The organism is Bradyrhizobium jicamae, from assembly GCF_018130215.1.
GTDB lineage: Bacteria > Pseudomonadota > Alphaproteobacteria > Rhizobiales > Xanthobacteraceae > Bradyrhizobium > Bradyrhizobium jicamae_A.
This window is the reverse complement of sequence record NZ_JAFCKQ010000006.1, coordinates 34,903-60,305: the sequence shown is the minus strand read 5'-3', so window position 1 is coordinate 60,305 and position 25,403 is coordinate 34,903. Positions and strand designations below refer to the sequence as shown.

Below are 25,403 nucleotides of genomic sequence, written 5' to 3'. Positions count from 1 at the left end.
GAACCATTTGCCACGACGGAGCCTGCTCAGTCATCCGTGCCCAGCGCCGTGGCGCGCGATGATCTGATCGGCCACGTCGTTCAGGTCGTTGCCGACGATCTGCGGCTGCGGCCCTACGCCAAGGACATCGTTGCCGACGCGCTTGATCAATGCGGCTTCCCAGCCTGCGGCCACTGCGCCGAGCGTGTCCCAGGTGTGGCAGGCGATCAGACAGAACTGCGACGGAGCGGCCCCAAGCTCTTTCTCGACATAGGCATAGGCCTGCCGTGACGGTTTATGGTGCTTCACCCCGTCGGCGCTGAAGCGTCTTTCGAACAGATCGACGATGCCGCCGTTCTCGAGTTGACGGGTCTGCACCTCGAGCAGATTGTCCGTGAGGGTGAAGAGCCGAAAACCCGCGGCGCGCAGCTTGCGCAATGCCGCCGGAACCTCTTGATGCGGCGGCATGGTCGAGAACTTGTCCTTGAGCTCCCGCTTGTCGGCCTCCGAGATCTCGATGCCCTGCGTATCAGCCATCATCTTCATCACGGCGGCGCCGATATCCGTGAACGGGACATAGCATCCGGCAACGGTCAGCGCCGCCGAATACATGATGAAGTTTGCGAACCAGAGACGCATGTCTTTCTTGTCGCCGAAAATTCGCTCGAAGATCGGCTCCATGGTCTGAAGATCGAGAAGCGTCTCGTTCACGTCGAAGACGATCAGAGGAAGTGCGGACATGGGTCAGACTCCGTTTTGTGGTGCCGAGGCTGGATCGCGCGAACCTCGCCGCCATCGATGCGAAGCTGGGCAGGCTTCGTGCTTTCCTTTCGACTCATGAGCGATCCGGGTTCCGACGTCGATCGGGCGCGCTCGTTCGCGCCGCTCTCATTTGGCTCGCGGAAGGAAATCCCGGATCGCCGCGGCGATCTCCTCGCAATGAGTCTCAAGCGCGAAGTGCCCGGTATCGAAGAAGCGCACATCCGCCCCGGGAATGTCGCGTTTGAAGGCCTCCGCGCCGGGCGGCAGGAAGAAGGGGTCGTTCCTGCCCCAGACCGCGAGCAATGGCGGCTTATACTTGCGGAAATAGGCCTGGAATTCCGGATAGACGGAGACGTTGCTCTTGTAGTCGCCGAACAGATCGAGTTGCACCTCGTCGGCACCGGGACGCGCCAGGTAGAAATTGTCAAGCGAATACCCGTCCGGCGAAACCACAGACGTATCGGTGACGCCGTGGGTGTACTGCCAGATCGTCGTCTCCGGCGACAGGAAGGCGCGCAGCGCTGCGCGGTTGGCCTCCGATGGATCCTGCCAGTAGCTGCGGATCGGATTCCAGCCCTCGCTCAATCCCTCTTCATAGGCATTGCCATTCTGGGAGATGATCGCAGTGATGCGCTCGGGATGCCGGACGGCCATCCGAAACCCGGTCGGCGCGCCATAGTCGAAAACGTATATCGCAAAGCGCGCAAGGCCGATCACTTCGGTGAAGCGCTCGATGACCTCGGCGACTGCCGCAAACGTGTAGGCGAACTTGTCGCGAGGCGGCATGTCCGACTGGCCGAAGCCCGGCAGGTCAGGCGCGATGACGCGAAAGCGATCCGAGAGCGCCGGGATCAGATCACGAAACATGTGGCCGGCGCTCGGAAACCCGTGCAGCAGGAGCAACGCCGTCGCGCCGGCCGGACCGGCTTCCCGGTAGAACACATTGAACCCGTCGACGTCGGCCTTGCGATATCGGATCTTGGTCATGAGAGGTTCCCTCGTGGTATCGGCCGCCGGACGGTCCCCATGCCGTCGAGCACTCACAGCGGAGGATGCGTTCAATCCACGCGCGCATTGCTAAGTCCGTGGACGTCCGGGTCAGGTTACAGACACGCGAAGATGTGACCTCGGTCCCGTCCGAAGACCCCTCCCGATACGGACCTGTCGGCGGGCTCATTCGAACTCCCTGCGATAGGCCGTGGGCGTCCAGCCGGTGGTCTTCCGGAAGGTGCTGCTGAACGAACTGGTCTGGGCGTAACCCAGATTGAGGGCGATATCCGTGATCGATGTGGTGCGGTCGGCAAGCATCACCTTCGCGACGTCCATGCGCCGTCGTACCTGATATTGGTGCGCCGGCACGCCGAACGATTGCTTGAAAGCCCGGCAGAAGTGATGAAGGCTGAGCCGGACAAGCTCGGCGAGTTTCGGCAGGCATATCCGTTCGCCCATATGGGCTTCGACATAATCGACGACCACGCGCTTCTGCCAACCGGCAAGTCCGCCGCGACTGACGGCAGGCCCGCTGACCATTTCCTGATCGCCGCGTGTCAGTTCGTGTGCAAGCACATCGGACAGCGCGCCCAGGTAAGGCAGGCATTTGTCATGCCGGCCTTCGATCGCATTCTTCAGTTTCGAAGCCGTCTCCCAGACCAGCGGATCCTCGAAATGGACCCGCGGGCCAGCGTCTCCCTCGTCCGACCTACGGAAGGCATCGGGGTTCAGGTAAAGGAACGTGACGCGGGTGGGCGCACTGGCCTCATGCCGCTCCCGGTAGGTGCACCCCGCGGGAACAAAAGTCAGCCTGCGGGAAATGCTTCGGAGCCGCGATGAATGCTGATCGTTGATCCACGTCTCGCCATGTGCCCGCACGCCCTCATGATACAGGACGAGCATATGCCTCGGGCCGCGGAAGCTGAACTCGATCTTGCTGCCGATCGGGATGTGCACGCTTTCCGAAAACCACCAATGCCAACCGGTGCCGAGGCGCTTGACGGATTCCAAAGGTGTTACCTGCACGGTCGGATAAGCGGTCATGGTGCCGAGTGACGACTGCGCGCCGGTGTCGACGGCCTGCGGCAGACCGAGGACCACGCGATGAATCAGCTCCTGGGACGACATCCCGCCATCGCTGACGTCATGCGCGCAGTTCGTCATCGCCATCACCCTCTTGTTTCATCGCGAATGGTGTCGGCGGCGCAGTGCCCCCGGCCCTCGGGATCCGGACCAGCCGACACCAACAGGCAGCAGCACCATGCGTTCGGCTGCCCGCGCTAACAATCTCTCGGTTGTGATGGCCCGGCCCATACCTTGGTATGGGCCGGCAAGAACGTCATCGCAAAGGGATGGCGCGCCCGCTGGGCCGGCGCCTCACGTCTCGATATCGAGTGCCTCAGCCATCCGAGCGAGCATCGCCACGGATCCGGCGCCCAACTTTCGCATCAGGCTGCCCCGATGCATCTTGACCGTGACTTCGCTGATCGACAATTCCTGGGCGATTTGCTTGTTCATCAGGCCAGAGGCGACAAGAGCCATCACTTGCCGTTCGCGGCCGGTCAGAAGCGCGTACTTCCCGCGCAACTGGGTGATATGTGCGATATCTTCGCGCCTGTCCCGGTCCTTGCTGATCGCAGTCGCGACTGCGTCGAGCAAATCCTGATCCCGGATCGGCTTGGTGAGAAAATCGACTGCGCCGAGCTTCATGGCCCTCACGGTCATGGGGATATCACCGAAGCCGGTCATCAGGATGACAGGCATCCCGATGTTGAGGCTGGCAAGGTTGGCCTGCAGATCGAGCCCACTGGTACCCGGCAATCTGACGTCGACCACGAGGCAGGCAGGCACATCCGACAATTCGACCTTGAGAAAATCCGAGGCGGATGCGTAAAGCGCGACCTGATAATCCATCGACCGAAGCAGGTCGCCCAGCGCATCGCGAACCCCGCTGTCGTCATCGATGATATGGACGCAGGCGGCGGGTGACATGCTCAATTCGGTCCCAACATCTGCATTGCCTGGCAGACCGGGAGGATAAAGGCGAAAGTCGATCCGTGCGTCATGTTTTCTTCCACCCATAGACGCCCTCCATGAACTGCTACAATTCTGCGACAGATCGAAAGACCAAGGCCCAGACCGTTTCCCTTGGTGGTATAGAGCGCATCGAACAGGCGTTCCCGGTTCGCTCGATCGACGCCCATGCCCGTATCTGCGATCGCCACGACCACGTGATTGTCGCTCATGCTGGAACGCGCCGTCAAAACCCGGCTCCGTCCCTCGACATCGACCATAGCCTCGACGGCATTGCGCACCAGGTTGAAGACGACTTGCTGGAGCTGAACCCGATCGGCGCGGACTTGCGGCAATGATTTGCCGAATTCCGCATGGAGCGTGACGCCGGCGCGTTCGAGCTCCCTTTTCGACAGCAGGAGCACCTCTTCGATCGCCTCATTGATATCGACCGCAGTGAAGTTCAGCTGAGCGCCGCGAACAAGTGACTTCAAGCCGTCAACCACATCGTGCGCCCGGCGCCCCTGTTCGATCACGCGCATCGCGGACTGGCGGGCCTCGCTGGAATCCGGCGAGTCTCGAGCGAGCCACCTGAGGCAGGCTTCAGCACTCATGGTAATCCCGGTCAACGGCTGGCTGATCTCGTGCACGATCCATCCGGCAAGCTCGCCCAGCGAAGCCAGGCGCACGGCGCGTGCGAGCTCGTGTCGCGCATCCGCCAGCGCGCGCTCCGCAGCCCTTCGACCCGTGACGTCGGTGATGATTCCCTCCAGTTCAACGTCGCCGCCAGGCCCGTGGTCGAACTGTCCTTCCGCCATGACATTCAGCACCGTACCGTCGCGGTGGACGACCCTGTACTCGTGGCTGAACGGAGATTTGGTGCTGACCGCCCGCGTCAGCGCTTGGTCGAGAGCGGGGATGTCGTCGGGATAAATGCGGCTCTTGAACACCTCGAACGGAACCGGATTCACCTCGAGGTCGATGTCGAAGATGCGATAGCACTCGCGCGAGGCCCGAGAAAGTAGCGTACGGGTGTTCCAGCGGTAACTGCCCATCCGGCCGATTTCCTGTCCCCTCACCATCCACATGTTGGTTTCGCGCAGGGCTTCGAACAGTCGCACGGATTCAAGGGAAACAGCCGCCTGCGAAGCAAGCATGGACATCACCCGGACACATCGCGGCGTGAAGGCCTCTTCGCGCGTCGACTCCAGATACAGGACGCCGATGGTCCACTCATGGTGAACCAGCGGCAGACACAATTGCGTAATGACTTGTGGCGACGGCTCGGCGGTTCCCATCAGGGCCGACATCTGGCGGCACGTTCGCCTCGTGACCGTCTCCTGCCGACGCAAAACGGCGTCATCGAGATCCGGCGGCAGCCGAAACTCGGAAGCTGCGGGAGATGACGTGAAGAAGCTGGCTCTCTCGCGCGGGAAGCTCGCATCAGCCCTGGCAAGGAGCTCGTTTCCTTCGCTGAGCAGTATCCCGCCTCTATCGGCCGCGGAATAGCTCAGCGCTTCCCGCAGCAGCGCCTCGGCCAGACCCTGATAGGTCGTCTCTTTCGAGATGGTCCGAAGTCCCTTGGCGATCAGCGCCAGCTCGGGCGCTTCATTCTCCGGGCTCATGGCGAGGTTTCCCGCACCGACGCACTGTCGCAGAGATATCCGAACCCGAGACCGCGCGCCTGAAGTTCACACATCCAATTAGCACCAAACCCCGGGGCAATCTGCGGAGGACTTACCGCGATCGAAATTGTTCAACTCCCGGCGAAATGATGTAACCGGTATTGAGCTACATGCCAAGTTACTATGTCGAGAGTGCCGGGGGAACCGGCCCAGCGAGGCGCCGGATGCCCTCGGGGAACTCGTGAACGAAATTATCTTGCGGTGTGTAACCAATCACGCAGCACCGGCGAATATCCCGTAAGCCTGAAGGACCGGCAGGTTGACGGCTGTCTTCAGCACAGGGGCATCTCCCGCGCGCCGGAGAGAAGCGAGCCAATGAGCATGATTGAACAATCGTACGCTGATCGCGAGAGGCCGGGCGAAGCCTTCACCTCGATAGGCTGGCCGAAGCCCTGGCGCTCCTTGCCTGCTCGACCGAGCGGGCGAGGAGGCTCATCCGCGTGCGCGCGAGGCCCGTTGACGATGAGCCGCCTGCTTCGCCCGATTGCCGCACACCGACATCGAGCACCAGCGCCGCGCGCTGGCGCGCGTTCGATCCAGAAATATCAGGGTACATTTCTGTCCCTCACAGGCCTTCACGCGCCCAAAGTCCTCGTCGCACACCAACTGGGCCATTGTTTTTGCGATCGGAAACAGCAGCGCGTCGGGAGAGCGCCATCGGCGCTGCGACCGCCGGACCAGTCCGGAAACCGGCGGTTCGTCGGCCTGCGTCGATGCCTTGCCGCCCGCGTCTCGCGCAACGACCTGGCTGAATTCCTCGTCTCGCACAAGCACCCGGTTCAAGGGCTCCAGCGCCTGAAGGGCCTTCGGCTTGAGACGCTTCCCCTTGTGCGCCTTTACGAAGCCCCGGAACCATTCCCGCAACTTGCGCGCCTGGGCCGCAACGTTGTCGAATTCGCCGGGCACTGCCCTCTTGCGCAGGTCGGCCACGACCTCGGGCGGAACGAGGCCGGCCTGCAGGAGCCACGAGATCAGGGCCTCCCCCGATCCAATCCACTCGACCTGGGTATCGACGGGAGTTGCAATCGTATTCAGAAAATCCAAACCGGGAGAGTCCGCGACAAAGACAGGCGCGGGAAGTTGATCGGCCATGCGATTCACCTGGATACTCTGGTCCAAAATGTAACCGGTAAACCCGCAGTCCACAAGTTAACGGCCAGCTACCCGATGTCGCGGCCGAGGCGTTGATCCGCGCGTGTCCGGCAGTCGGCCTCGGGCTGCAAGCGCGCGCCAAATGAGCAAATTCGACCATCCCCAGCATCAGGAGTGTGCACCATGAGCGGATCGAATGCGGAGCTGACGGTCGTCATGGTTCACGGCGCCTGGGCCGACGGCTCGAGTTGGACGCAGGTCATCCGACTCGTTCAGGCCCATGACATCAGATGCCTGGCAGCACCAATTCCCCTCACATCGCTCTCGGACGACGTCCGCGCCCTTGATCGGACCCTGGAGCGGACCAACGGGCCCGTCATGCTGGCGGCCCACGCCTATGCAGGCGCCGTGATCGGGTCGACCAGGAGCGACCGTGTGCGCGGGTTGGTCTTCGTCTCGGCTTTGGCTCCCGACGAGGGTGAGACCGTGGCCGACGTATTCTATCGCGAGCCGCCGCATCCACAGGCGCCGCAATTGGCACCGGATTCGCAGGGATACATCTGGATGCCGGAATCCGGCTTTCCGTCGGCATTCGCACAGCACGCGTCGAAAGCGGACAACGCCCTGTTCGCAGCCGTGCAACGACCCATCAACGTCGCCTGCATCCAGGAGAAAGCGCCCCGGCCTTTGTGGAAGAGCGTCCCGGCCTGGTATCTGCTGGCCGAGCAGGACCGCATGATCAGCCCGAAGACCCAGGAGTTCATGGCGACGCGCATGAAGGCGGAGATCCGGCGCATGGACGTCGATCACACGCCGATCGCCACAGCGCCCGAAAAGGTCACGGACGTCCTTCTCGCCGCGGCGGCCAGACTGTCCGGCCAGGACCAACGCGGGCCGATTTCATCCTGATGTCCATCTGCCGGTCCAACCTCGCGCTTTTTGCCGGCGTTGGGCGCAACTCCGCATGGGATCGATGCGGCCGGCTCAGGAGACCAGGGCGGCCAGCTTCTTGAGTCCGCGATGGATATTGACCTTGACCAGAGCCGCCGACTGGCCGGTGGCGCCGGACGCGCGAGCGATACTCAGTCCCTTCAGCTTGACGAGGCGGATGACACTTTCCTGCGCGGGCTTCAGCCGGCCAAGCAGATTGTCGAGGGCCGCCGCACTCAAGGCGGCACCGCCGTGATCTTCGACCGCGATGTCCTCGTCGAGTTCAAGGGCCGCATATCGGGATGCGTCTCGAATGCGGTCAATCCACTTGTAGCGGGCGATGGCTACGACCCAGGCGCCGAATGATCTCGATGGTGCGTAGGTGTGCCGCTTGGTGTGGATCGCGAGCAATGTATCCTGCCTCGCGTCCTGGGCTGCGGCGTGCGGCAGCCGAAGCGCGTAGTATCGGCTGAGCCAGGCGTCCAGCTCCCGAAGCAATTGTTCGTAGGCCCGGCTGTCTCCGGTCTGTGCCTTCATCATGAGGAAGCGCCAGCGCTCTGACCGGACGTTCCAGCCGTTCCCCTGCGCGCGCGCCCGAGGCGGCTCCCCCGAGCAAGATGCAGTCAAAGCTCCCTCGCCCGGCGCGAGTGCAGGCGCAACGCGCGTCGATCCGACGTCGCCGTCGTTCTGAAGGGTTTTCACTTGCTAAGGCTCCTCTCAACGTAATCAAGCAGGGAACTCATTTCAAACGGCTTTCTGAGCAGGCACAACGCGCCTCGTGCCGCGGCTTCGGCGTCGAGGGTCTGGTCAGTCAAAGCAGTAACGAGGATGACGGGGGTCGCGATGCCCTGCTCGCGAACCGCGCGAAGCAGGGTGAGCCCTCCCATGCCCGACATGTGAATGTCGGCGATGATACAGTCCGCCTTGAAGCAATCGGCCGACTCGAGCAGTGCCTCCGCCGAATGAAACGGCGTCGCGCGATATCCGATCGAGCGCATCAAATCGGCCAGCGACGAGCACAGTGCCTCGTCGTCATCAACAACTGCGATAAGCGGAACCGCCACCGGAGCCAACTCCCGCGCCGTGCCCAAATCAGCGGGAAGCCTCGGTGAGGTGCCCCGCCGTCTGTTGTCATAAGATTCGATCGAAGCGTCGGATGCCGCGATGCGATCGGGGACGAGCAAGCATGGCATCGTCTCTCCTTGGCGAGGAAATCCGCCCGAGGCCGGATGACGTCTCGATGTGCGATGTGCAACTTGCTGGCGAAGCCATGCACTCACAACCTCTCTGTAGTGATGGCGCGGCCCATACCTTGGTATGCCCAGTTTCCGCAGACGTCCGGCACCGCATTGCGCCGGCAGAATGCTTCGGGACGCTGATCTTCAAGGTTTTTCCTGCGCAACCGGCAAGGCAAGGCCGAAGCCGCATGAGCCGACCTCCACAGTCGACCAACGGGCAGCCGAAATCCGCAAGATTGAGAAACTGATGATAACCGGTGTGCAGCGCCGGCATCGAGGTGTTGCTATGCGTCACCTTACGTCAAAGGCATCACCAACCCGTGCCTGATCATCAATTGAGACGTTGCGCGTGGCGGTCGCATCCAGGCGGATAGGAGCGAAACATGGACCAGCTCATCTCGAAACTATCGAAGCTCGACATCGTGAGAGGCGACTTCGACTATCATTTCGTACGCGCCACCATGGTCGTCGTCTTCATTGTCTTCGGTTGCCAGAAATGGTTCGATTATGAGGCGCATGCCATCGTTCCCTTCATTCGCAACGGGCCGTTGATCTTCTGGCTTTATCCGCTCTTCGGCATCCGTGGCGAAGCCTTCTTCCTCGGTAGCGCGGAATGGCTGTTTGGCCTTCTTCTCTTCCTCGGGTTCTGGAACAAGAAGATCGGCGTCATCGGCGCGCTCGGTTCATGCGCAACCTATGTGGCAACCGTGACGATCATCCCGTTCTTTCCCGATGCCTGGGCGGCGCCGGCGGGCGGCTTTCCCGCCGCAACGCTGCCCTATCTCTTTCTCATGAAAGACATCGTTCTGCTCTCAGCCTCGGTCTATCTGCTCAAACAGGACATCCTGCGTGCAACCAGGGCCGAACCCTTGCCGATGCCGGACGCCATTCAACGGCAAGCCGCGCGATAGACAATCGTCCCGGTCATCGCCAAATAGTGGCGATCTCCGTGTCATCGAAGCCCTTCGAACAATCCGCGGAATGAGGTCCCTCCGGTAGAAGCAGCACTGTCGCGATCAGGATGGCAGACCAAGCATGACCCGCGCCTCCGAAGGACGGGCCACCTGCATGCCGAATTCAGCGCAAAGCGCGGCGGCCATACGCACCAACTCCGCGTTGCTTTGCGCCAGCCGGTCCTTGGTTATGCGCACATTGTCCTCGAGTCCGGTGCGCACGCCGTCGCCTCCCCGGTTCAGGACCCAGCGCATCACCTCGGACTGATTGCGCCCGATTCCTGCCGCGGTCCACGTCGCCTTGGGAATGATACGCCTGGTCTCGGCAAGGAGAAGGTCGAGAAGGTGTTCTTGCGCCGGCATCGCGTTCTTGACACCCATGACGAATTGCACGTGCGGACTGTCATGCATAAGCCCCTGATCGATCAGCCGTCGCGCGCCATGAATGTGCGACAGGTCGAAGATCTCGATTTCGGGTCGGATGGAAAATTCACGCATTTTGCCGGCAAGCTCGTCGACCAGAGCGGCCGAATTCTCGTAGATGATTGTGGGAAAGTTGACCGAGCCCGTCGAGAGCGACGCCATGTCGGGTCGCAGATACAGCGAACTGCCGCGCTGAGACGGATCGCGTCCGCGGCCGCCGGTCGAGAACTGGACGATCATTCCCGGACAGTGTTTACGCACACCCTCCTGCACCATGGCGAACCGCTCCGGGCTCGATGAGGGCGTTTCATCATCGTTGCGGACATGGATATGCACCAGCGAGGCGCCGGCCTCGAAAGCCTCATGCGTCGATTCGATCTGCTCGGCAGGCGTGATCGGGACCGCCGGATTGTCACGCTTGCGCGGAACCGATCCGGTGATCGCGACGGCGATGACGACAGGCTTCATAACGTGACTCCCTCGGGACAGTTGGAACACGACAACAGGACGTGAACCGGTTTCGGAACTTGTTCAGTGCACCAAATGCGCATCTTGGCTCGGCGCATATTCGTGGCCAGGTTGCGAGAATTGCTTGAAGATCAAGGCTAGCGCGGCGATGAGGCCGGCGATAGCCACGATCGAGAAAACCGCGGCAAACCCCAGCTTTAGCGCCGTGAGTTCCGCCACAAGGTAGGAGCCGGCAATGCCTCCGAACCGGCCGATACCCAGCATCCAGGCAATGCCGGTCGCGCGTCCCTGTGTCGGATAATATGCGGCCGCCAACGCCGGCATCGACGACTGCGCGGTGTTCATCAGCGTCCCCGCCACGAACACCACCACGACCAGAAGCCCGGGCGAGCCGATCGCCTGACCGATCGCAAATACGGACAGTGCGGTCAGCGCGTATCCGACGGCGATGATCCAGTTCGGGTTGTAGCGATCCATCAACCAGCCAAAAAAGATCGCACCGACGCCTCCGAGCGGAAACAAGGCCGAGATCAACGTGGCCGCGCGCGGATCCATCCCGGCCTCCTTGAACAGCACGGGCATCCAGTTGATGAGCGCATAGAAGATCACGAGACCCATGAAATAGGCGACCCACAGCATGACGGAACCGACGAGGTAAGATCTCGAAACCACGACTGCGGCCCCGCTTTGCCCCGCGGTCGTCGCGAGACGCTCGGTCATTGCAAAGGACGCGGCGTCGGCGGCTTCAGGCGAGATGCGCATCAGCACCGCGCGGATTTTCTCGCTCGCCTGCCGCTTTGCAACCATGTATCGGATCGACTCCGGAAGGACGATGATCATGAGCGCCACGAGGGCGAGCGGAACCACGCCCCCGAGCAGCAGGACGCTGCGCCAGCCCCAGAGCGGAATCATCCAGGCGGCCAGGAAACCGCCGAAGGCGGCGCCCAGGGGAAAGCCGCAGAACATCGCATTCGTCAGGGTGGCGCGCTTGCCGTCCGGACAGAATTCGCTCATCAACGTGACCGCGTTGGGCATGGCCGCACCCAGCCCCAGTCCCGTGACGAAGCGCAGCACCGTCAGCGATGTGAGATCGCCGGCTTGCGAGGATCCGAGACAGGCAAGACCGAACAGCAGGACCGAATTGACGAGAACGAGCTTTCGGCCAAACCGGTCGGCCAACGGGCCGGCGCAGAGTGCGCCGCCTGCAAGTCCGAACAGCGCCGCACTCAGGACAGGCGCCAGCGCCAGCTTCGACAATCCCCATTCGGTGACAAGCGACGGCGCGATATAGCCGATCGCAGCGGTGTCAAACCCGTCCAGAAGCACGATGACGAAACAAAGTGCGAAAATGAGCCATTGAAAGCCCGAAAATCGATGCGTGTTCAGGAACTCCTGAACGTCGATCCGCCGCTCCATCTTCATGTTTCCATCCTCGAATGTTGATTATGCTTTAATCGGATCGCCGCGCCGTTCAGTACGGCAGCCCCACGTAATTCTCGGCGAGCGCCGCCTGGGCCAATTTGGAGCTGAAGAGATATTCGAGCTCCGCTGCCTGAATCCGTTCGTCGAAACCGCTCGGCTCCGGGAAGCGGTGCAGCATCTGCGTCATCCACCAGGAAAACCGCACGGCCTTCCAGACACGCGCCAATGCTCGTTGCGGATATGCGTCGAGTTCTGCCGTCGAACTGCTGCGGTAACGCGAGGCAAGCGCGCGGGAGAGGTAGGCGACATCGCTCGCCGCGAGATTGAGGCCCTTCGCACCGGTCGGCGGCACAATATGAGCCGCATCGCCCGCGAGAAACAGATTGCCAAATCGCATCGGCTCCGCAACGAAGCTGCGCAGCGGCGCGATGCTCTTCTCGATCGACGGCCCGCGCTGCAGCGACTTCCGCGCTTCCGGATCGAGACGGCGCTCGAGTTCGTCCCAGAATCTTTCGTCCGACCAGTCGCTGACCTGCTCGTCGAGCCGGCATTGCAGGTAGTAGCGACTGCGCGTCGCCGATCGCATCGAGCACAGCGCGAAACCGCGCGGATGATTGACATAGATCAGTTCGTCGGCAAGCGGGGGCTTGTCGACCAGAATGCCTAGCCATCCGAACGGGTACACGCGTTCGTAGGTGCGCAAGGCTTGCTCGGGAATGGACTGCCGGCTAATCCCGTGGAACCCATCGCAGCCGGCAACGTAGTCGCATTCGATCTCGTACTCCGCGTCATCCTTGCGGTATCGCACGCGAGGATGGCCGGTCTCGATGTCGCTGATGCGCGCGCTGAGCGCTTCGTAGACGATCGGAGCGCCCGCCGTTTCGCGAGCTTCCATCAGGTCGCGAGTGACTTCCGTCTGGCCGTAGACCAGAACCGTCTTGCCGGTGAGCGCCTTGAGGTCGATCCGATGGCGCGCGCCGCCGAACGCGATTTCGATCCCCTCATGGACCAGGCCTTCCTGGCGCATGCGCGAGCCGCAGCCGGCTTCATCGAGAAGTTCGACCGTGCCCTGCTCCAGAACCCCGGCGCGAATGCGGCCGAGCACATAGTCCTTCGATCGCTGTTCGAGAATGATCGTTTCGATACCCGCGCGGTGGAGCAATTGACCAAGGAGCAGCCCGGACGGGCCCGCGCCGATAATCGCGACCTGCGTTCTCATCGTTTTCATGCGCTTCCTCCCTTGGTTTATGTCGGCGGCATCGCCGTCGCTCAGATGTCGAAGAATACGGTCTCGTTCTCGCCTTGCAGGCGGATATCGAAGCGGTAGACGGCGATGCCATCACGCGTCACAGGCTCGGCGAGCAAGGTCTTCCGGCGCGTGTCGAGTTCGATCAGGTTCAGCACCGGGTCGACGGCGTTGGCTTCGCCCTCGTCGGCAAAGTACATTCGCGTGTTCAGACCGATGTTTATTCCGCGCGCGGCGATCCAGAAATTGATGTGGGGCGCCATCGGCCGGCCTCGGCGGCCACGAACGATACCCGGCTTGATCGTATCGATCGTGTAGATGCCCGTCTTGAAATCGGAGCCCGCACGCGCCCAGCCGCGAAAGTCGGGATCGAGGGGCTTGTCCTGGGTATCGGCGGGATGATTGTAGCGACCGGCGGCATTGGCCTGCCAGGTCTCGATCAGAACATCGCGGACCGGCGTTTCCGTGCCATCAAACACGCGTCCTTCGATCCTGATGCGTTGTCCGGCAGTCTTCGGACCCACCGCAACGTTGCCGAAATTCGTTTCGAAGATGTCGAATCCCGCCTGTTGCGGGATCAGGCCGATATGGACATAGGGGCCGGCCGTCTGCGAGGTCGTCTCCTTGAGGTAGCCCAGCTTGTCGGTCATGGCCTAGTTTCCTTCCAGACGGTTCTCGAACATCGTCGAGCGCCTCCCGCGCAGAACGATGTCGAAGCGATAGGCGAGCGTGTCGAGCGGGATCGAGGCATTGAGGTCGATCGGCGCGATCAGGCGATCGACCGCGTCAGGGTCGGGGATCGCATTGACGATCGCGCATGCCTTGATCAGCGGATCACCTTCGAAATACATCTGCGTGATCAGGCGCTGCGCGAATCCGGATCCGAAGATCGAGAAATGGATATGGGCAGGACGCCAGCTATTGACGTAGTTGCGCCACGGATAGGGACCGGGCTTGACGGTTCGGAAGAAGTATCTCCCGTCGGTGTCCGTCAGCGCGCGTCCGCAGCCGCCGAAATTCGGATCGATCGGAGCAAGATAGGTGTCCTTCTTGTGCCGATAGCGGCCACCCGCATTGGCCTGCCAGAACTCGACGAGGGTGTTCGGGATCGGTCGCCCGCTCTCGTCCAGCACCCGGCCGTGCACGATGATGCGCTCACCGATCGGGTCACCGGTCTTCGCGTAGTTTCGGATCAGATCGTTGTCGAGCGGGCCGAGGTCGTCATGACCGAACACGGGCCCGGTAATCTCCGACAGCGAGTTCTGCAGCGACAGCAGCGCCTGTCTTGGCGAGCGCGTGACGCTCGTCTTGTATCCGGGGGTGTAGGCCGGCGGATGAATCGACCGGTCGCGCTGGAAGAATTCCGCGCTGGCCTGCGCCGGATGCGCACCTGCTGGGGATGACATTCAAATCCTCCCCTCTTCGCCGAGTACGGCCTTGGCGATCTTGACGGCGTGATTGGCGGCGGGAACGCCGGCATAGACGGCGACGTGCAACATCGCCTCGCTCACATCCTCCGGAGTGGCACCGGTGTTGCGGGTGGCGCGCACATGCATGGCGAGTTCGTCGTGATGACCAAGCGCCGCCAGAAGGGCCATCGTAACGATCGAACGCTCCCGCAGCGTCCAGTTCGGCCGCGCCCAGACGCTGCCCCACGCCCCCTCGTTGATCAGTTGCTGGAAAGCGCCGTCGAACGGCGTCTTCGCGGCCTCCGCCCGGTCGACATGCGCATCGCCCAGGACCGCGCGACGGACTTTCAGCCCGGTTTCAAGCCGGCTGGCTGACATGCAATTTCTCCTTGTTCGTTCCCTGGGAGAACGGTCTCATGTTTATTACGCAATTGAAAATTGCCGTTTTCCATGCTTACATATCGAAATGGATATCAAAACGAGCTCGCCCATCGCCGGCCGGATCAAATACCGCCAGGTGAGCTGTTTCCTGGAAGTGGCTGAGCGGCGCAGCTTCGTCCGCGCCGCCGAGGCGCTACACACCACGCAACCTGCGGTTTCGAAGACCATTGCGGAGCTTGAGGAGGCTCTCGGCGTCGTCCTGCTCGAACGCAGCCGACGCGGCGTCCATTTGACCGCCTACGGAGAGGTGTTTCGACGACACGCCGGAGCGAGCGTCGCTGCGTTGCGACAAGGTGTCGAAAGCCTTGTGAGCGCGCAGGCCGGCGGCGCGCTCCGCGTCGCGATCGGCGTGCTGCCCACGGTCGCTGCTGCCGTCATGCCCCGTGCGATCAAGCGGGCCAAGGAGCGAGGTTTGAGCGCGACCGTCTATCTTGCCCCCGGGACCAACGACGTTTTGCTCGGATTGTTGAAGGCAAAAGAGCTCGATCTCGTGGTCGGCCGCTTTGCCGACAGCGCGCTGATGCGCGGCCTCGTCTTCGAGCATCTCTATTCCGAGCAAATCACCATTGTCGGACGCGCGGGCCATCCGCTTGCGGATCGACAGCATGCGCCGTTGGGCGTGATCAAGAACTACACGGTTGTGCTGCCCGAGACCGGTTCGATCATCCGGCCGACGGTCGATACGCTCTTGCGCAGCCGAGGGCTTTCCGAATTATCCGACGTCATCGAGACGACGTCGCCGACGTTCGGACGTGCGTATCTGCGGCTATCGGACGCGATCTGGATCATTTCGCGCGGCGTGGTCGCCGACGATCTGCAATCGGGAGAGCTCATCGAACTCCCGATCGACGTTGATGTGGTCACCGGACCGGTCGGCCTGACCATGCGCGCCGACGCAGCACCGACACTGCCCATCCAGATCATCAGGGACGCGATACATGCCGTAACCATCGAGATCGGCCTGGCGCTGCCTGGTCAGTCGATCAGTACGGGCGGCACTTGATTCACTTGCAGTTTTTCACCTGTACTCGGAAGGACGGCATTGTGCATGCCCGCTCACGCGTTCCTCGCAGTTTCGAAGGCACGAGCTATCGCCAGCAGCTTCCAGTCCTCGTCACGCCCACCAACGAGCATCAGGCCGACCGGGGCGCTACCCGGCTCGTGAATCGGGATGCTTATCGCAGGACGATCGAAGTAATTGAACGGGGACGTATTCCTGATGAGCTGGGCGCGGACACTGCCTTCGTCGCGCTCGCAAGTTGCAATCGGCGGCGCGATGATCGGGACAGTCGGCATGATCAGGGCATCGAAGCACGCCGTGAGATGATCGAGTTCGTGCGTCAGGGGCCCGCGACGCATCAGACAATCAAGGTATGCGGTCGCCGCGATCCGGTCGCCGGCCTCGATGCGCGCCTTCACATTCGGATCGTACGCGGCGCCCCTTCGGCTGATCAGGTCGCGGTGCCAGGCCATCGCCTCGACCGCCTGGATCGTTGCGTTTGGATTTAGTGCATAGAATGCCTCGAGCGGCTCCACATCGATCTCGACAATCCTGGCACCCGCACGGGATGCCATGTTGCAGGCGCGCGTGAAGGCGCCTGCAACTTCAGGATCGAGTGCCTCCAGTGTCCTTCCTTTGGGAATTGCGAGACGGAGGCTGGAGAGATCACAGCCGTCCGTGGGCCGCAGCTCTTCCGCGGCGATAACGCCGAAAACCAACGCGCAGTCCTCGACCGAGCGGGCCAGCGGACCGATCGTGTCCAGGGTCGCCGACAGCGGAATCGCCCCCTCGCGAGGTACGCGACGCTGGGTGGGCCTGAAGCCGACCACTCCACAAAGAGCAGCCGGAACGCGAATTGATCCGACGGTATCCGAGCCGATCGACGCCACGGCCATACGATCGGCGACCGAAACCGCAGCTCCAGATGAAGATCCGCCGGGCGTGCGCGTGCGGTCCCACGGATTGCCGGGGGTACCAAAATGCGGGTTCAATCCGACCGCCGAATAGGCAAACTGCGTCATGTTCGTGCGCCCGATCAACACTGCGCCCGCCGATTTGAGTCTATTGACTACAGGGGCATCGCACGCAGCCGGCGGCGAATCGTCCCTTGCCACGGAGCCGGCCAGCGTGACCTCGCCTTTGACATCGAACAGATCCTTCACCGAAATTGGGAGTCCGGCGATCGGCGAGCGGGCCTCGCCAGACCGTTCCGCGCCGTCAAAGGCGGCCGCGGCAAGCTGCGCCTCCTGCTCCCAGACCTTGATGAATGTCCTTGTACCCTCGCCTGCCGGATCCTTGATGCGGCGAAGGCAATCGTCCAAGAGGTCTCCACTTCTCGCCCGTCCCTCGGACAGTGCAGCCGCCAGTGCCCGAATTTCCGACGAACCGGGCGCCAACCTGTCGAGTTGCTCAGCGCGCTTCATTGGCCGACCAATCCTCGCTGAGGCCGCCAAGCAGCGGGTGGAACATTTCATCGCCGGAATGCTGTGTGAACTCGACGTTCACCTGATCGATCCGCAGCTGCAGTATTTCCACACACGCATGGACAAGCGCGCGTGCGAGCCGCTCCCGTTGTTCAGGCGGACGCCCTTTCCGAATGTCACACATCAGAAGGGCTGCCTCGTAGGGTTCTCCTTCCGTGCATCGCCAAATTCCGCCATCGTGGAGTTCGCGAACAGCCACGGAGATCCGCCGGATGTTGGCGTGCATGATATCGGCATAGATTTCGCCAAAGCGCCTGGCCAGGCGCTGTTTCTGCTCCGCCGGGTAACGGATCGGCACGTCGATTTGCAGGTAGGGCATCGTTCACCTCATCGGGTTCTGGCGAGACGCAAGGAGTCGAGAACCGGGGCACGCATGCGTTGTTCGCGCGCCCCGCTCGCATCCTCCGCTATCGAGGTAGCGCCGGGGCTCCGCGGAAGCCGAGCAATTGATCGTAGAGATCGGTACGGCGGTCCCGCATCAAGTCGTTGAGCTTGTTCCATACCGGCGCCGTCCTCGCCTCGACGACATCGATATCAGCGTACAAAATCGTATCCTCGTCAGGCCCTGCGATCCGGCCAATTGGCCAGCCATTGGTGCCTGCAATGAGAGAGTTTCCCATAAACCCCGCACCGCGTTCGACACCGATCCGGTCCGCGGTAGCGATGAAGACGTTGTTTGCATGTGCTGCGGTCATGGTGAGATACGCCGCCATGCAGGTACCGCTCGCATCGTAGAGCGGCGGCGGCGTCCACACCCAGCCGGTAGGAATGCAAATAATATCAGCGCCAAGCTGGCTGACGATGCGCGCAGTTTCCGGAAACCAGATATCCCAGCATATCAGGAGCCCAATCCGGCCGATCCGCGTCTCGAAGACCGGAAAACCCAGATTGCCTGGCGTGAAGAACAGCTTTTCCTCGTTCCAGAGATGGGTCTTGCGGTACTTGCCGATGTACCCCTCGGGTCCCACCAGCACCGACGTATCGAACAGTTGATTGCCCTCCAGTTCCGGCAGGCAGCCGACGACGTAGACCTGATGCTGTTTGGCGAAAGCCTCCCAGCCGCGAATTGTCCGCCCCTCTGGCACCGGCTCCGCATGAGCAAAGGCCTCCGCGCGCGAATCAAAGCAGTAGCCTGTCGTCGCCAATTCCGGCAGCACGATCAGGTTTGCGCCATCCGAGACTGCCTGCTGCAGGCGCTTGCGAACGGCAGCCTCGTTCGCCTCCAGATTTTCCAGGCCGACCTGTGGGTTGAACTGGACCACCGCTACACGTGCGGCACTCTTGCGCTTTTTGGCCCCCGGTTCGGCAGCCCTGGCAGTTGCAGTCGTCATATGTCGTTACTCCGGTGCATTTGGCTTATTTGGTTCTATTATCGAACTACTTGCGCGAGCGCTTGTCTAGTCTTATTTTAGTACCAGTTTGGCTTTGCAGCGGGAGCGAGCATGAAGAGAACGAGTCTGGGGCGCGTGGAGTGTCCAGTGGCGAGGGCTTTGGATGAAATCGGCGACTGGTGGTCCCTGCTGATCATCCGGGACGCTTTCGATGGGATCCGGAGGTTCAGCGAATTCCAGAAGAGCCTTGGCATCTCGAAAGGGATTCTGACCGCGCGCCTCAAACATCTGGTCGCGATCGACGTTCTGGAGACGGCTCCCGTCTCCGAGGAAGGCGGCTATCAGGAGTATGTGCTGACGGAAAAAGGGCGCGACCTCTTTCTGGTCACCGTGAGCTTGCGGCAGTGGGCCGAGAGCCACTGCTTCGGCAAGACCGAACGTCATTCGATCCTGACGGAGAAGGCGAGCGGGAAGCGTGTCCCGAGGCTTGCGCTGCAAGGACGCGACGGCAAGGAGCTCGACTCGTCCATGACTTTCGTCCGCAAGGCGGTTGACCTCGACGACTCCCGCGCACCACGGACGTCCAGAGTGCGCCGGGCTGCACAGCGCTGATCAGACCGAAAGCATGTCCCGGGGGCGGGGCGGCGCGCGAACGCTCAGGGACGATGGTGCGCGCAACCACCGGGGCGCTGGCGCGTAATCGACAAACTCCTAGATATCGCTCGACGCGATGATCGCCTCTGCCACGGACCCGATCGTCGTGTTCGAGTTCATCGCCTTCTCCCGCAGTCGACGATAGGCCTCTTCTTCCGAGATATTGCGTGTGGCGGCGAGGATCTCGACGGCCCGCTCGATCTTTCGCCGCGATTTCAGAGTCTCATCCAGCGACTTGATCCGTTGTTTCAGGCGTGCCTCATGGCTGGCGAGGCTGACCGCCGTGGTGAGCGCCGCCAGGATGCCGAAGATGCGGATCGGCTTGGAGATTACGCCGTGAACGTTCAGGCTATGAAGTTCGCTGAGGATCTCCGGTGTCTCGAATGCGATGATGCCGATCCGGGCGACGGCATCGCAAGTCGTCATCCAGCCCGGGGTCTTGTTGTCGCGGCTCGGGTTCACCAGGAACAGGACGACGTCCACATAAGAGGGCAATGTCTCGGGCGCAGGCCAGGCGCCCTCGACCTGGCAACCGATCCGTTTGACATGCGCGAGAAACAATGTGCGCTCCTCGTCGTCCGGATGGATGACGAGAACCCGCATCCGACGCAGGCGCCGAAGCAGATCTTCGTCCTTCACCGAAATGCGCTCGCTCATCCTGGGCCTCACGCGACCAGGGAACGGTCGTACGAAACCAGATAAGGATCCGGTCGAACGACCCCCGGGCTCTTCCACACAATCTCGAAGTCACCCCTCTCGGAGGCCTGGCCGATCATCGGCCGCAGCAGGAAGTGGTTATTGTCGAGGTCGATCGCCTTGTCTCCCGAAGGGCCCTTGAACACCGTGCCCGAGAGGATCGGCAGGATACAATCGCTGTCGGAATCTCCGGCCTGCCGCACCGCATCAGCAAACATGTGGACGAGCACATAGCAGACCTCGGTGTAGACTCCGGGCATTTTGTCCTGGCCATATCGCTTTTGATAGGCGGCGACGAATTCCGGGTTCTGCGGAGCGTCAAGCGAGCCGAAATAGGTCAAGGCTGAAAGATGCCCCGCACGGGCCCCGGGCGACATGCGGCTCAGTTCCGATTCCGTTGTGGTCAGCGACGCGATCGGAACGCCGCCTCCTTTTTGAACCATGCTGAAAGCCTCGTAGAGGGACACCGTGTCCTCGCCGACGACCGTCGAAATGATCGCGTGCGGCTGCCTTGCGACGAGGTGCTCGAGGGATGGCCTGAAACGATCGCGCGTGGTCGCAAAGGGAAGGTAAATCTCACCGACGATCTTGCCGCCGCTCTCGGCGAGAAACTCCTTGACCAGACGGTTGATCTCGCGCGCATACAGCGTGTCGGATCCGATAAGTCCGATGTCCTTCCCGCGATGGGTGAACAGATACTCGAGTAGCGGGACAATCACCTGGTTCGGAACGGCCCCTCCATAAAGCACATTCGGGGAATATTCGAAGCCCTCGTAGACGGATGGATAGAGCAGAACGCCATTGTAGCGCTCGACCACGGGCACGACCCTCTTTCGGCTGGTCGACAGGCAGCATCCGACGATCGCACTGACGCGCTGACGAAGCAGGAGATCAGTTGCCAGTTCCTCGTATCGTCGGTCTTCGCCCGCGGGATCGGCAATCACCGGCTCGAGAGGCCGTCCGTCGATTCCACCCTTTCTGTTGATCTCGTCGCAGGCGATGAGAACGCCTTCGATATGCGCCTTCTCCGTCACAGCCATCGGCCCGGTTTGCGAGAACAGAACGCCGAGTTTGACTGTCCCTCTATCCATCGTCATGCATCCGCGTTGATCCGTCGATCCATCCAGCGTGCAACGGCCAGAAGATGTTCGTCCTGACCATGCCGACCCATCAGCATCATGCCGATGGGAAGGCCTTCAGGCGATCTTCCACACGGGATGGAAATGCATGGAAGCCCAGCCAGGTTTCCCAGCCAGCAGAACCAGGTCATGCTGTCCTGTGTCGTAACTTGCCGGCCGCCAAAGCTTTGCCAGTCATCTCCGATCCGCGGAGCGACGACCGGCAAAGTCGGAAGTACGAGCGCATCCCGGTCACCGAGTCCGTTCAGTTGCCGGGTCAGTTGGCCACGAATTCGTTGTGCTTTCAACAGTTCGACGCCCGATATCCGGGTTCCGGCCTCGAGATGCGCGCGAGTGAGGGCCGTGAACCCTGATGGATTCCGGGCGAGCAGTTCAGCGTGGTATGACGAGGCTTCGCAATGCAAAATCGCTTCCCATGCCGCGAAATAGGCCGACATTCCGTCCAAACCGCGATGCGCAACGTCCGCGCCCGAGCGTCGAAGCGCCGACAAGACCCCTGCATCGACGTCATCCGAGCGCTCCAGACCTTCACCAACCAGATTGATCAACCGTGGTCTGTCGACGAGCCCGATCTGTCCGAAAGCCGGAGAGTGAAAAGTAGCAGGATCGTTCCGATCGTCTCCGCAGATGAACGGCATCAGGTGAATGATGTCGTCGAGCGCTGCAGTAATCGGCCCAGGGGCGTCGAGCGACCAACTGAGCGGAAGGACGCCATGGCGTGAGGCACGACCGTAGCTCGGCTTGAAGCCGTAGACGCCACAGGCACTGGACGGGATTCGAATCGAACCGCCGGTATCGCTTCCGAGCGCGGCTGCAACGATGCCGGCCGCGACTGCGGCACCGGAACCGCCGCTACTACCACCGGTAATGCGACCGGGGTTGCAAGGATTCCGGGTCGCACCAAAACTGGAGGTCGAGTTTGTCGCGCCATATGCCCATTCATGCATGTTGGTCTTCGCGAAGATAACCGCCCCCGCCTTGCGAAGATTTGCAACGATCGTGGCGTCCTGCCCCTGTCGCTCGAGCGGCAATGCACCGGAGCATGCTGTCGTCGGGTAGTCTTCCGTCAAGTAGTTATCCTTTATAGCGATCGGCACTCCATCGATCGGGCTCATGACCCTGCCTCGTCGCCGCCGCTCGTCTGCCGCTGCTGCTTGCCGCATCACATGGTCAGGATCCAAAGCCACGAAAGCGTTGATATCGGCGTGGCGTGCAGCCAGCTCGAGGGCACGGGCGGCGAGTTCCGATGACGAATTGACGCCAGACGCAAGTGCATCGATCTGCTGGGTAAGGGTCTGCGTCACGACTAGATCGCATCCTGGATCTTGGGAGCGAAGACATGGGACGGTTCGGACGCGACCAGGCGATCCGCGCATTCAAGACCTTCGCGGATGCGCTTCAGGGTCGCAGCGATTTCCTTCAGCTGTTCCTCGCTCAATCCAGAAGGGTCAGGCATTTTGTGCATGATCAGACTCCGAGCAACTGCTGCTGCAATTTCTTATCGGTCCGCAGACTCTCGCGATCAGTCTCGAGCTGCACGCTGCCCTTCTCCATGACGTAGGCACGTGTAGCGATCGACAGGCAGAAATCGAGATCCTGTTCTGCGACCAGAATGGCGACGCCGCGCTCGCGGTTGATACGCTTCAGGATACCGGCCATCTCGTCTATGATGGACGGCTGGACCCCCTCGGTTGGCTCATCGAGGAGCAGAATCTTAGGCTTTGTCGCCAAGGCCCGGGCAAGAGCAAGCACCTGTTGCTGCCCGCCGGACAGGCCACCGGCGAGATCATCTGCCTTCGGGCGGAGCATGGGAAACTCTCGCAGGGCAGTTTCCACCGCCAATCGACCGCTGTGGCCATTCGTTTCGGCCGCGACCCCGATATTCTCGGTGACCGTCATCCGGGGAAAGACATACCGGCCCTGGGGCACATAGCCGACGCCCGCCTTCGCGCGTTTGGCGGGCGCTTCGGGTGCGTTGCGGCCATCGATCTCGACATGGCCGGAAAGTGCCGGGATCAAGGCCATGGCGAAACGCATCAGCGTGGATTTCCCGACGCCGTTGCGTCCCAGCAGCGCCACGATCTCTGCCTTGTCCACCGCGATCGACACGTCCCGGATGATGACGGTTTTCCCGTATCCGCCGGTCGCATTGACAATCCTAAACATGCTCCCGCCTCCCGAGATAAATGTCGAGGACGCGATCGTCTGCGCGCAGTGCGGCAATGTCGCCTTCGGCAAAGACCTGGCCCTGGTGAAGCACTGTCACGTGACCTTCGAGTGTCCTGACGAACTCCATATCGTGCTCCACGACGATCACAGTCGTATGCCGCGCCAGGGTACGAACGAGAGCCGACAGCTCTCGTGTTTCCTCATTCGTCATGCCCGCCGCCGGCTCGTCCAGCAGTACGACGCGGGGGGCGAGGCACAGCACCATGCCGATGTCGAGCCATTGCTGCTGCCCATGCGAGAGCGCCGAGGCCTGGACCTTCGCCTGCCGCTCGAAACCCAACATGGCGAGGATCTGGCGGCTGATACCGGCCGCTGCCGGCTTGTCACCGGTGCGCGCGTAGGCCGCGATCGATAGGTTTTCGACCACTGTCAGCTCGCCGAATATCTGCGGCTTCTGGTTCTTCACGCCGACACCCTGGTGAACGCGCTCGAAAATTGGCGCGTTGGTCGCATCGGTCTGGCCGACCGTCACGGAGCCCGCCTCGGGCATGTAGATGCCGACGCAGGCCTTCAGATACGAGCTTTTTCCCGCTCCATTGGGCCCAATCAGCGAATAAGGCCGACCGGGTTCGAAGGTGCGCGATATCTTGTTGACCGGGATGACGCCACCGAAGCGCTTGTAGAGATCGACGGTCGCAAGGCGCTTCGCCGGACCCGCCTGCTGCGCAGCTTCAACAAGAATACCTTCCAGCACCTCGGGATCGATCGAGACGGCGCCGGCATCGCGTGCCGCTGCATTCGGATCCGGCAGCGTCCTCCGCCAGAGCTCACCCATTGCGCCTACCAGACCGTTCTTCAGGAAGAGAACAAGCAAGATCAGGACAATACCGAGGATCAGCGTCGTCTGGCCGCCGACGGCGCCGCCACCCAGGTAGAAGGACAGGCCGCCGATTGCGAACGCACCGACAAAGGCACCCGCCAGCGTTCCAAGACCGCCGACCAGGACGTAGATCGGCACAAGGAGCGCCTCCTGAACCGAGAAAATCGAGGGGTTGAGGTAATTCGCCCAGCCCGCGAACATCGCACCCGCAAGCCCGGCGATCGCTCCTGCGAGCGAAAAATTGGCGATCTGGTATTTGCGGATATCGTAGCCGAGAAGCTCCGCTTTCTGCGCGTCAATGCGGATGCAGTCGATCACCCGACCGAACGTGCCGCGCATCAACCACCAGCACAGGAAATAAGTGGCGGCCGACACGATGACGACCGTGACGAATACTTCGACCGGCCCGAGTGCTTCCGCACCTTGCCCGAATCCCACGACTACACCCGGGATGTTCGACAGGCCATTGTCGCCGCCGACCACCGCCTGCCCGACCGTCGCCGTGAAGGATTGCGTCAGCGACCACAACAGCAGCGTAAAGGTGTAGGAAAGGATCGTCGCTTGTAACGGTCCCATCCGCGCAAGGAAGATGATCGCGCCGAGTGCAGCCGCGCTGGTAGCGCCGAAGGCCGCGCCAGCCGGAAGGCTCCAGAGCAGCGTGTTGCCCGTCAGTGGCGCCATGTTGATGGCAACGATGCTGCCGAAATAGCCGCCGAGGCCATAGAATGCCGTTTGTCCGAGGGACAGCAGGCCGCCTCGTCCCCAGACGAGATCGAGGCTGAGCCCGAGCAATCCAAAGATGACCCAGGATGTGGCGACGTATGCAAGATAGGGATCGATAAAGCTTGCCGCCGCAAGCGCTCCGCCCGTTGCCAGAATCGGGAAAATCAGGCCGGCGCGCTGGTAGAGCTTTTCACTCAGGTTCATGGCGCGCCTCACATCCTGCGCCACCAGGCCGCGATCTTGAACGGGTATGGCCAGAGCAGAAATCCGGTGATC

27 protein-coding genes are annotated in these 25,403 nt (G+C 61.8%); 4 read left to right on the top strand and 23 right to left on the bottom strand.

Annotated elements, in window-relative coordinates; all coding sequences use genetic code 11:
* Positions 1–30: 30 nt before the first annotated feature.
* From JQ586_RS10195 to JQ586_RS10170, 6 genes are all read right to left on the bottom strand, one after another.
* Complete coding sequence (locus JQ586_RS10195) at positions 31–720, bottom strand: haloacid dehalogenase type II (protein ID WP_212394403.1); 690 nt, start codon at positions 718–720, stop codon at positions 31–33.
* Positions 721–867: 147 nt separating this feature from the next.
* Positions 868–1,728 (bottom strand): alpha/beta fold hydrolase, encoded by an 861-nt coding sequence (locus tag JQ586_RS10190; protein WP_212394402.1) that lies wholly within the window; start codon positions 1,726–1,728, stop codon positions 868–870.
* A gap of 186 nt (positions 1,729–1,914) precedes the next feature.
* Positions 1,915–2,901: a helix-turn-helix transcriptional regulator gene (locus JQ586_RS10185; protein ID WP_249147456.1), complete on the bottom strand. Its 987-nt coding sequence runs from the start codon at positions 2,899–2,901 to the stop codon at positions 1,915–1,917.
* A 207-nt stretch (positions 2,902–3,108) separates the two neighbouring features.
* On the bottom strand, positions 3,109–3,723 hold the full coding sequence (locus tag JQ586_RS10180; protein ID WP_212394401.1) for a response regulator transcription factor: 615 nt from the start codon (positions 3,721–3,723) through the stop codon (positions 3,109–3,111).
* Between the two features lie 2 nt (positions 3,724–3,725).
* Positions 3,726–5,369 (bottom strand): ATP-binding protein, encoded by a 1,644-nt coding sequence (locus JQ586_RS10175; protein WP_212394400.1) that lies wholly within the window; start codon positions 5,367–5,369, stop codon positions 3,726–3,728.
* 492 nt (positions 5,370–5,861) lie between these two features.
* Positions 5,862–6,521 carry an ABATE domain-containing protein gene (locus tag JQ586_RS10170; protein WP_212394399.1) on the bottom strand — a complete coding sequence of 220 codons (660 nt, stop codon included), beginning with the start codon at positions 6,519–6,521 and terminating at the stop codon, positions 5,862–5,864.
* 183 nt (positions 6,522–6,704) lie between these two features.
* Here JQ586_RS10170 and JQ586_RS10165 point away from each other — a divergent pair, with 183 nt between their 5' ends.
* Positions 6,705–7,430, top strand: a complete 726-nt coding sequence (locus JQ586_RS10165) for an alpha/beta fold hydrolase (protein WP_212394398.1) — start codon at positions 6,705–6,707, stop codon at positions 7,428–7,430.
* A gap of 75 nt (positions 7,431–7,505) precedes the next feature.
* On the opposite strand, the gene JQ586_RS10160 is transcribed toward JQ586_RS10165, so the two are convergent.
* Both JQ586_RS10160 and JQ586_RS10155 read right to left on the bottom strand, forming a co-directional pair.
* Positions 7,506–7,991: a sigma-70 family RNA polymerase sigma factor gene (locus JQ586_RS10160; protein WP_212394397.1), complete on the bottom strand. Its 486-nt coding sequence runs from the start codon at positions 7,989–7,991 to the stop codon at positions 7,506–7,508.
* 158 nt (positions 7,992–8,149) lie between these two features.
* Positions 8,150–8,635, bottom strand: a complete 486-nt coding sequence (locus tag JQ586_RS10155) for a response regulator transcription factor (protein WP_249147455.1) — start codon at positions 8,633–8,635, stop codon at positions 8,150–8,152.
* A gap of 437 nt (positions 8,636–9,072) precedes the next feature.
* On the opposite strand from JQ586_RS10155, the gene JQ586_RS10150 reads away from it, so the two are divergent.
* Positions 9,073–9,600: a YkgB family protein gene (locus JQ586_RS10150; RefSeq protein WP_212394396.1), complete on the top strand. Its 528-nt coding sequence runs from the start codon at positions 9,073–9,075 to the stop codon at positions 9,598–9,600.
* Between the two features lie 105 nt (positions 9,601–9,705).
* Here JQ586_RS10150 and JQ586_RS10145 read toward each other — a convergent pair whose 3' ends face one another.
* The 6 genes from JQ586_RS10145 to pcaC all read right to left on the bottom strand — a co-directional run bounded on the left by JQ586_RS10145 (position 9,706) and on the right by pcaC (position 14,988).
* Positions 9,706–10,533, bottom strand: coding sequence for a 3-keto-5-aminohexanoate cleavage protein (locus JQ586_RS10145; protein ID WP_212394395.1), 828 nt, complete (start codon positions 10,531–10,533; stop codon positions 9,706–9,708).
* Between the two features lie 63 nt (positions 10,534–10,596).
* Positions 10,597–11,955 (bottom strand): MFS transporter, encoded by a 1,359-nt coding sequence (locus tag JQ586_RS10140; protein ID WP_212394394.1) that lies wholly within the window; start codon positions 11,953–11,955, stop codon positions 10,597–10,599.
* 49 nt (positions 11,956–12,004) lie between these two features.
* Positions 12,005–13,174: a 4-hydroxybenzoate 3-monooxygenase gene (gene pobA / locus JQ586_RS10135; RefSeq protein ID WP_212394552.1), complete on the bottom strand. Its 1,170-nt coding sequence runs from the start codon at positions 13,172–13,174 to the stop codon at positions 12,005–12,007.
* 50 nt (positions 13,175–13,224) lie between these two features.
* Positions 13,225–13,851, bottom strand: coding sequence for a protocatechuate 3,4-dioxygenase subunit alpha (pcaG, locus tag JQ586_RS10130; RefSeq protein ID WP_212394393.1), 627 nt, complete (start codon positions 13,849–13,851; stop codon positions 13,225–13,227).
* Positions 13,852–13,854: 3 nt separating this feature from the next.
* Positions 13,855–14,607 (bottom strand): protocatechuate 3,4-dioxygenase subunit beta, encoded by a 753-nt coding sequence (gene pcaH, locus JQ586_RS10125; RefSeq protein WP_212394392.1) that lies wholly within the window; start codon positions 14,605–14,607, stop codon positions 13,855–13,857.
* Positions 14,608–14,988 (bottom strand): 4-carboxymuconolactone decarboxylase, encoded by a 381-nt coding sequence (gene pcaC / locus JQ586_RS10120; protein ID WP_212394391.1) that lies wholly within the window; start codon positions 14,986–14,988, stop codon positions 14,608–14,610.
* A gap of 88 nt (positions 14,989–15,076) precedes the next feature.
* Between pcaC and pcaQ the strand changes: the two genes are divergently transcribed.
* Positions 15,077–16,054 carry a pca operon transcription factor PcaQ gene (gene pcaQ / locus JQ586_RS10115; RefSeq protein WP_212394551.1) on the top strand — a complete coding sequence of 326 codons (978 nt, stop codon included), beginning with the start codon at positions 15,077–15,079 and terminating at the stop codon, positions 16,052–16,054.
* 53 nt (positions 16,055–16,107) lie between these two features.
* On the opposite strand, the gene JQ586_RS10110 is transcribed toward pcaQ, so the two are convergent.
* The 3 genes from JQ586_RS10110 to JQ586_RS10100 all read right to left on the bottom strand — a co-directional run bounded on the left by JQ586_RS10110 (position 16,108) and on the right by JQ586_RS10100 (position 18,866).
* Positions 16,108–17,475 (bottom strand): amidase, encoded by a 1,368-nt coding sequence (locus JQ586_RS10110; protein WP_212394390.1) that lies wholly within the window; start codon positions 17,473–17,475, stop codon positions 16,108–16,110.
* Positions 17,462–17,854, bottom strand: coding sequence for a tautomerase family protein (locus JQ586_RS10105; protein ID WP_212394389.1), 393 nt, complete (start codon positions 17,852–17,854; stop codon positions 17,462–17,464). Before JQ586_RS10105 ends, JQ586_RS10110 begins: the two co-directional genes overlap by 14 nt.
* An 88-nt stretch (positions 17,855–17,942) precedes the next feature.
* Positions 17,943–18,866 carry a nitrilase family protein gene (locus JQ586_RS10100; RefSeq protein ID WP_212394388.1) on the bottom strand — a complete coding sequence of 308 codons (924 nt, stop codon included), beginning with the start codon at positions 18,864–18,866 and terminating at the stop codon, positions 17,943–17,945.
* Between the two features lie 111 nt (positions 18,867–18,977).
* Between JQ586_RS10100 and JQ586_RS10095 the strand changes: the two genes are divergently transcribed.
* Positions 18,978–19,478 (top strand): helix-turn-helix domain-containing protein, encoded by a 501-nt coding sequence (locus JQ586_RS10095; protein ID WP_212394387.1) that lies wholly within the window; start codon positions 18,978–18,980, stop codon positions 19,476–19,478.
* 99 nt (positions 19,479–19,577) lie between these two features.
* On the opposite strand, the gene JQ586_RS10090 is transcribed toward JQ586_RS10095, so the two are convergent.
* From JQ586_RS10090 to JQ586_RS10065, 6 genes are read right to left on the bottom strand one after another with little or no spacing between them, the layout of a single operon-like run.
* Positions 19,578–20,177: an ANTAR domain-containing response regulator gene (locus tag JQ586_RS10090; RefSeq protein WP_212394386.1), complete on the bottom strand. Its 600-nt coding sequence runs from the start codon at positions 20,175–20,177 to the stop codon at positions 19,578–19,580.
* Between the two features lie 8 nt (positions 20,178–20,185).
* Positions 20,186–21,307 carry a transporter substrate-binding domain-containing protein gene (locus tag JQ586_RS10085; RefSeq protein WP_212394385.1) on the bottom strand — a complete coding sequence of 374 codons (1,122 nt, stop codon included), beginning with the start codon at positions 21,305–21,307 and terminating at the stop codon, positions 20,186–20,188.
* Between the two features lie 2 nt (positions 21,308–21,309).
* Positions 21,310–22,659: an amidase gene (locus JQ586_RS10080; RefSeq protein WP_212394384.1), complete on the bottom strand. Its 1,350-nt coding sequence runs from the start codon at positions 22,657–22,659 to the stop codon at positions 21,310–21,312.
* Positions 22,660–22,661: 2 nt separating this feature from the next.
* Positions 22,662–22,820 (bottom strand): hypothetical protein, encoded by a 159-nt coding sequence (locus tag JQ586_RS10075; protein WP_212394383.1) that lies wholly within the window; start codon positions 22,818–22,820, stop codon positions 22,662–22,664.
* Positions 22,821–22,822: 2 nt separating this feature from the next.
* On the bottom strand, positions 22,823–23,521 hold the full coding sequence (locus tag JQ586_RS10070; RefSeq protein WP_212394382.1) for an ABC transporter ATP-binding protein: 699 nt from the start codon (positions 23,519–23,521) through the stop codon (positions 22,823–22,825).
* Entirely contained in the window at positions 23,514–25,331 is a 1,818-nt protein-coding gene (locus JQ586_RS10065; RefSeq protein ID WP_212394381.1) for an ABC transporter permease subunit, read from the bottom strand. Before JQ586_RS10065 ends, JQ586_RS10070 begins: the two co-directional genes overlap by 8 nt.
* Between the last annotated feature and the right edge of the window lie 72 nt (positions 25,332–25,403).

Bases quoted from the DNA above. Each gene is read 5' to 3' on its own strand.
- JQ586_RS10095 (WP_212394387.1), top strand. From the start codon at position 18,978: ATGAAGAGAACGAGTCTGGGGCGCGTGGAGTGTCCAGTGGCGAGGGCT.
- JQ586_RS10160 (WP_212394397.1), bottom strand. From the start codon at position 7,991: ATGATGAAGGCACAGACCGGAGACAGCCGGGCCTACGAACAATTGCTT.
- pobA (WP_212394552.1), bottom strand. From the start codon at position 13,174: ATGAGAACGCAGGTCGCGATTATCGGCGCGGGCCCGTCCGGGCTGCTC.
- JQ586_RS10150 (WP_212394396.1), top strand. From the start codon at position 9,073: ATGGACCAGCTCATCTCGAAACTATCGAAGCTCGACATCGTGAGAGGC.
- JQ586_RS10110 (WP_212394390.1), bottom strand. From the start codon at position 17,475: ATGAAGCGCGCTGAGCAACTCGACAGGTTGGCGCCCGGTTCGTCGGAA.
- JQ586_RS10170 (WP_212394399.1), bottom strand. From the start codon at position 6,521: ATGGCCGATCAACTTCCCGCGCCTGTCTTTGTCGCGGACTCTCCCGGT.
- JQ586_RS10090 (WP_212394386.1), bottom strand. From the start codon at position 20,177: ATGAGCGAGCGCATTTCGGTGAAGGACGAAGATCTGCTTCGGCGCCTG.
- JQ586_RS10145 (WP_212394395.1), bottom strand. From the start codon at position 10,533: ATGAAGCCTGTCGTCATCGCCGTCGCGATCACCGGATCGGTTCCGCGC.
- JQ586_RS10165 (WP_212394398.1), top strand. From the start codon at position 6,705: ATGAGCGGATCGAATGCGGAGCTGACGGTCGTCATGGTTCACGGCGCC.
- JQ586_RS10065 (WP_212394381.1), bottom strand. From the start codon at position 25,331: ATGAACCTGAGTGAAAAGCTCTACCAGCGCGCCGGCCTGATTTTCCCG.
- JQ586_RS10105 (WP_212394389.1), bottom strand. From the start codon at position 17,854: ATGCCCTACCTGCAAATCGACGTGCCGATCCGTTACCCGGCGGAGCAG.
- pcaQ (WP_212394551.1), top strand. From the start codon at position 15,077: ATGGATATCAAAACGAGCTCGCCCATCGCCGGCCGGATCAAATACCGC.
- pcaH (WP_212394392.1), bottom strand. From the start codon at position 14,607: ATGTCATCCCCAGCAGGTGCGCATCCGGCGCAGGCCAGCGCGGAATTC.
- JQ586_RS10075 (WP_212394383.1), bottom strand. From the start codon at position 22,820: ATGCACAAAATGCCTGACCCTTCTGGATTGAGCGAGGAACAGCTGAAG.
- JQ586_RS10190 (WP_212394402.1), bottom strand. From the start codon at position 1,728: ATGACCAAGATCCGATATCGCAAGGCCGACGTCGACGGGTTCAATGTG.
- JQ586_RS10070 (WP_212394382.1), bottom strand. From the start codon at position 23,521: ATGTTTAGGATTGTCAATGCGACCGGCGGATACGGGAAAACCGTCATC.
- pcaG (WP_212394393.1), bottom strand. From the start codon at position 13,851: ATGACCGACAAGCTGGGCTACCTCAAGGAGACGACCTCGCAGACGGCC.
- JQ586_RS10195 (WP_212394403.1), bottom strand. From the start codon at position 720: ATGTCCGCACTTCCTCTGATCGTCTTCGACGTGAACGAGACGCTTCTC.
- pcaC (WP_212394391.1), bottom strand. From the start codon at position 14,988: ATGTCAGCCAGCCGGCTTGAAACCGGGCTGAAAGTCCGTCGCGCGGTC.
- JQ586_RS10100 (WP_212394388.1), bottom strand. From the start codon at position 18,866: ATGACGACTGCAACTGCCAGGGCTGCCGAACCGGGGGCCAAAAAGCGC.
- JQ586_RS10175 (WP_212394400.1), bottom strand. From the start codon at position 5,369: ATGAGCCCGGAGAATGAAGCGCCCGAGCTGGCGCTGATCGCCAAGGGA.
- JQ586_RS10140 (WP_212394394.1), bottom strand. From the start codon at position 11,955: ATGAAGATGGAGCGGCGGATCGACGTTCAGGAGTTCCTGAACACGCAT.
- JQ586_RS10185 (WP_249147456.1), bottom strand. From the start codon at position 2,901: ATGGCGATGACGAACTGCGCGCATGACGTCAGCGATGGCGGGATGTCG.
- JQ586_RS10085 (WP_212394385.1), bottom strand. From the start codon at position 21,307: ATGGATAGAGGGACAGTCAAACTCGGCGTTCTGTTCTCGCAAACCGGG.
- JQ586_RS10180 (WP_212394401.1), bottom strand. From the start codon at position 3,723: ATGTCACCCGCCGCCTGCGTCCATATCATCGATGACGACAGCGGGGTT.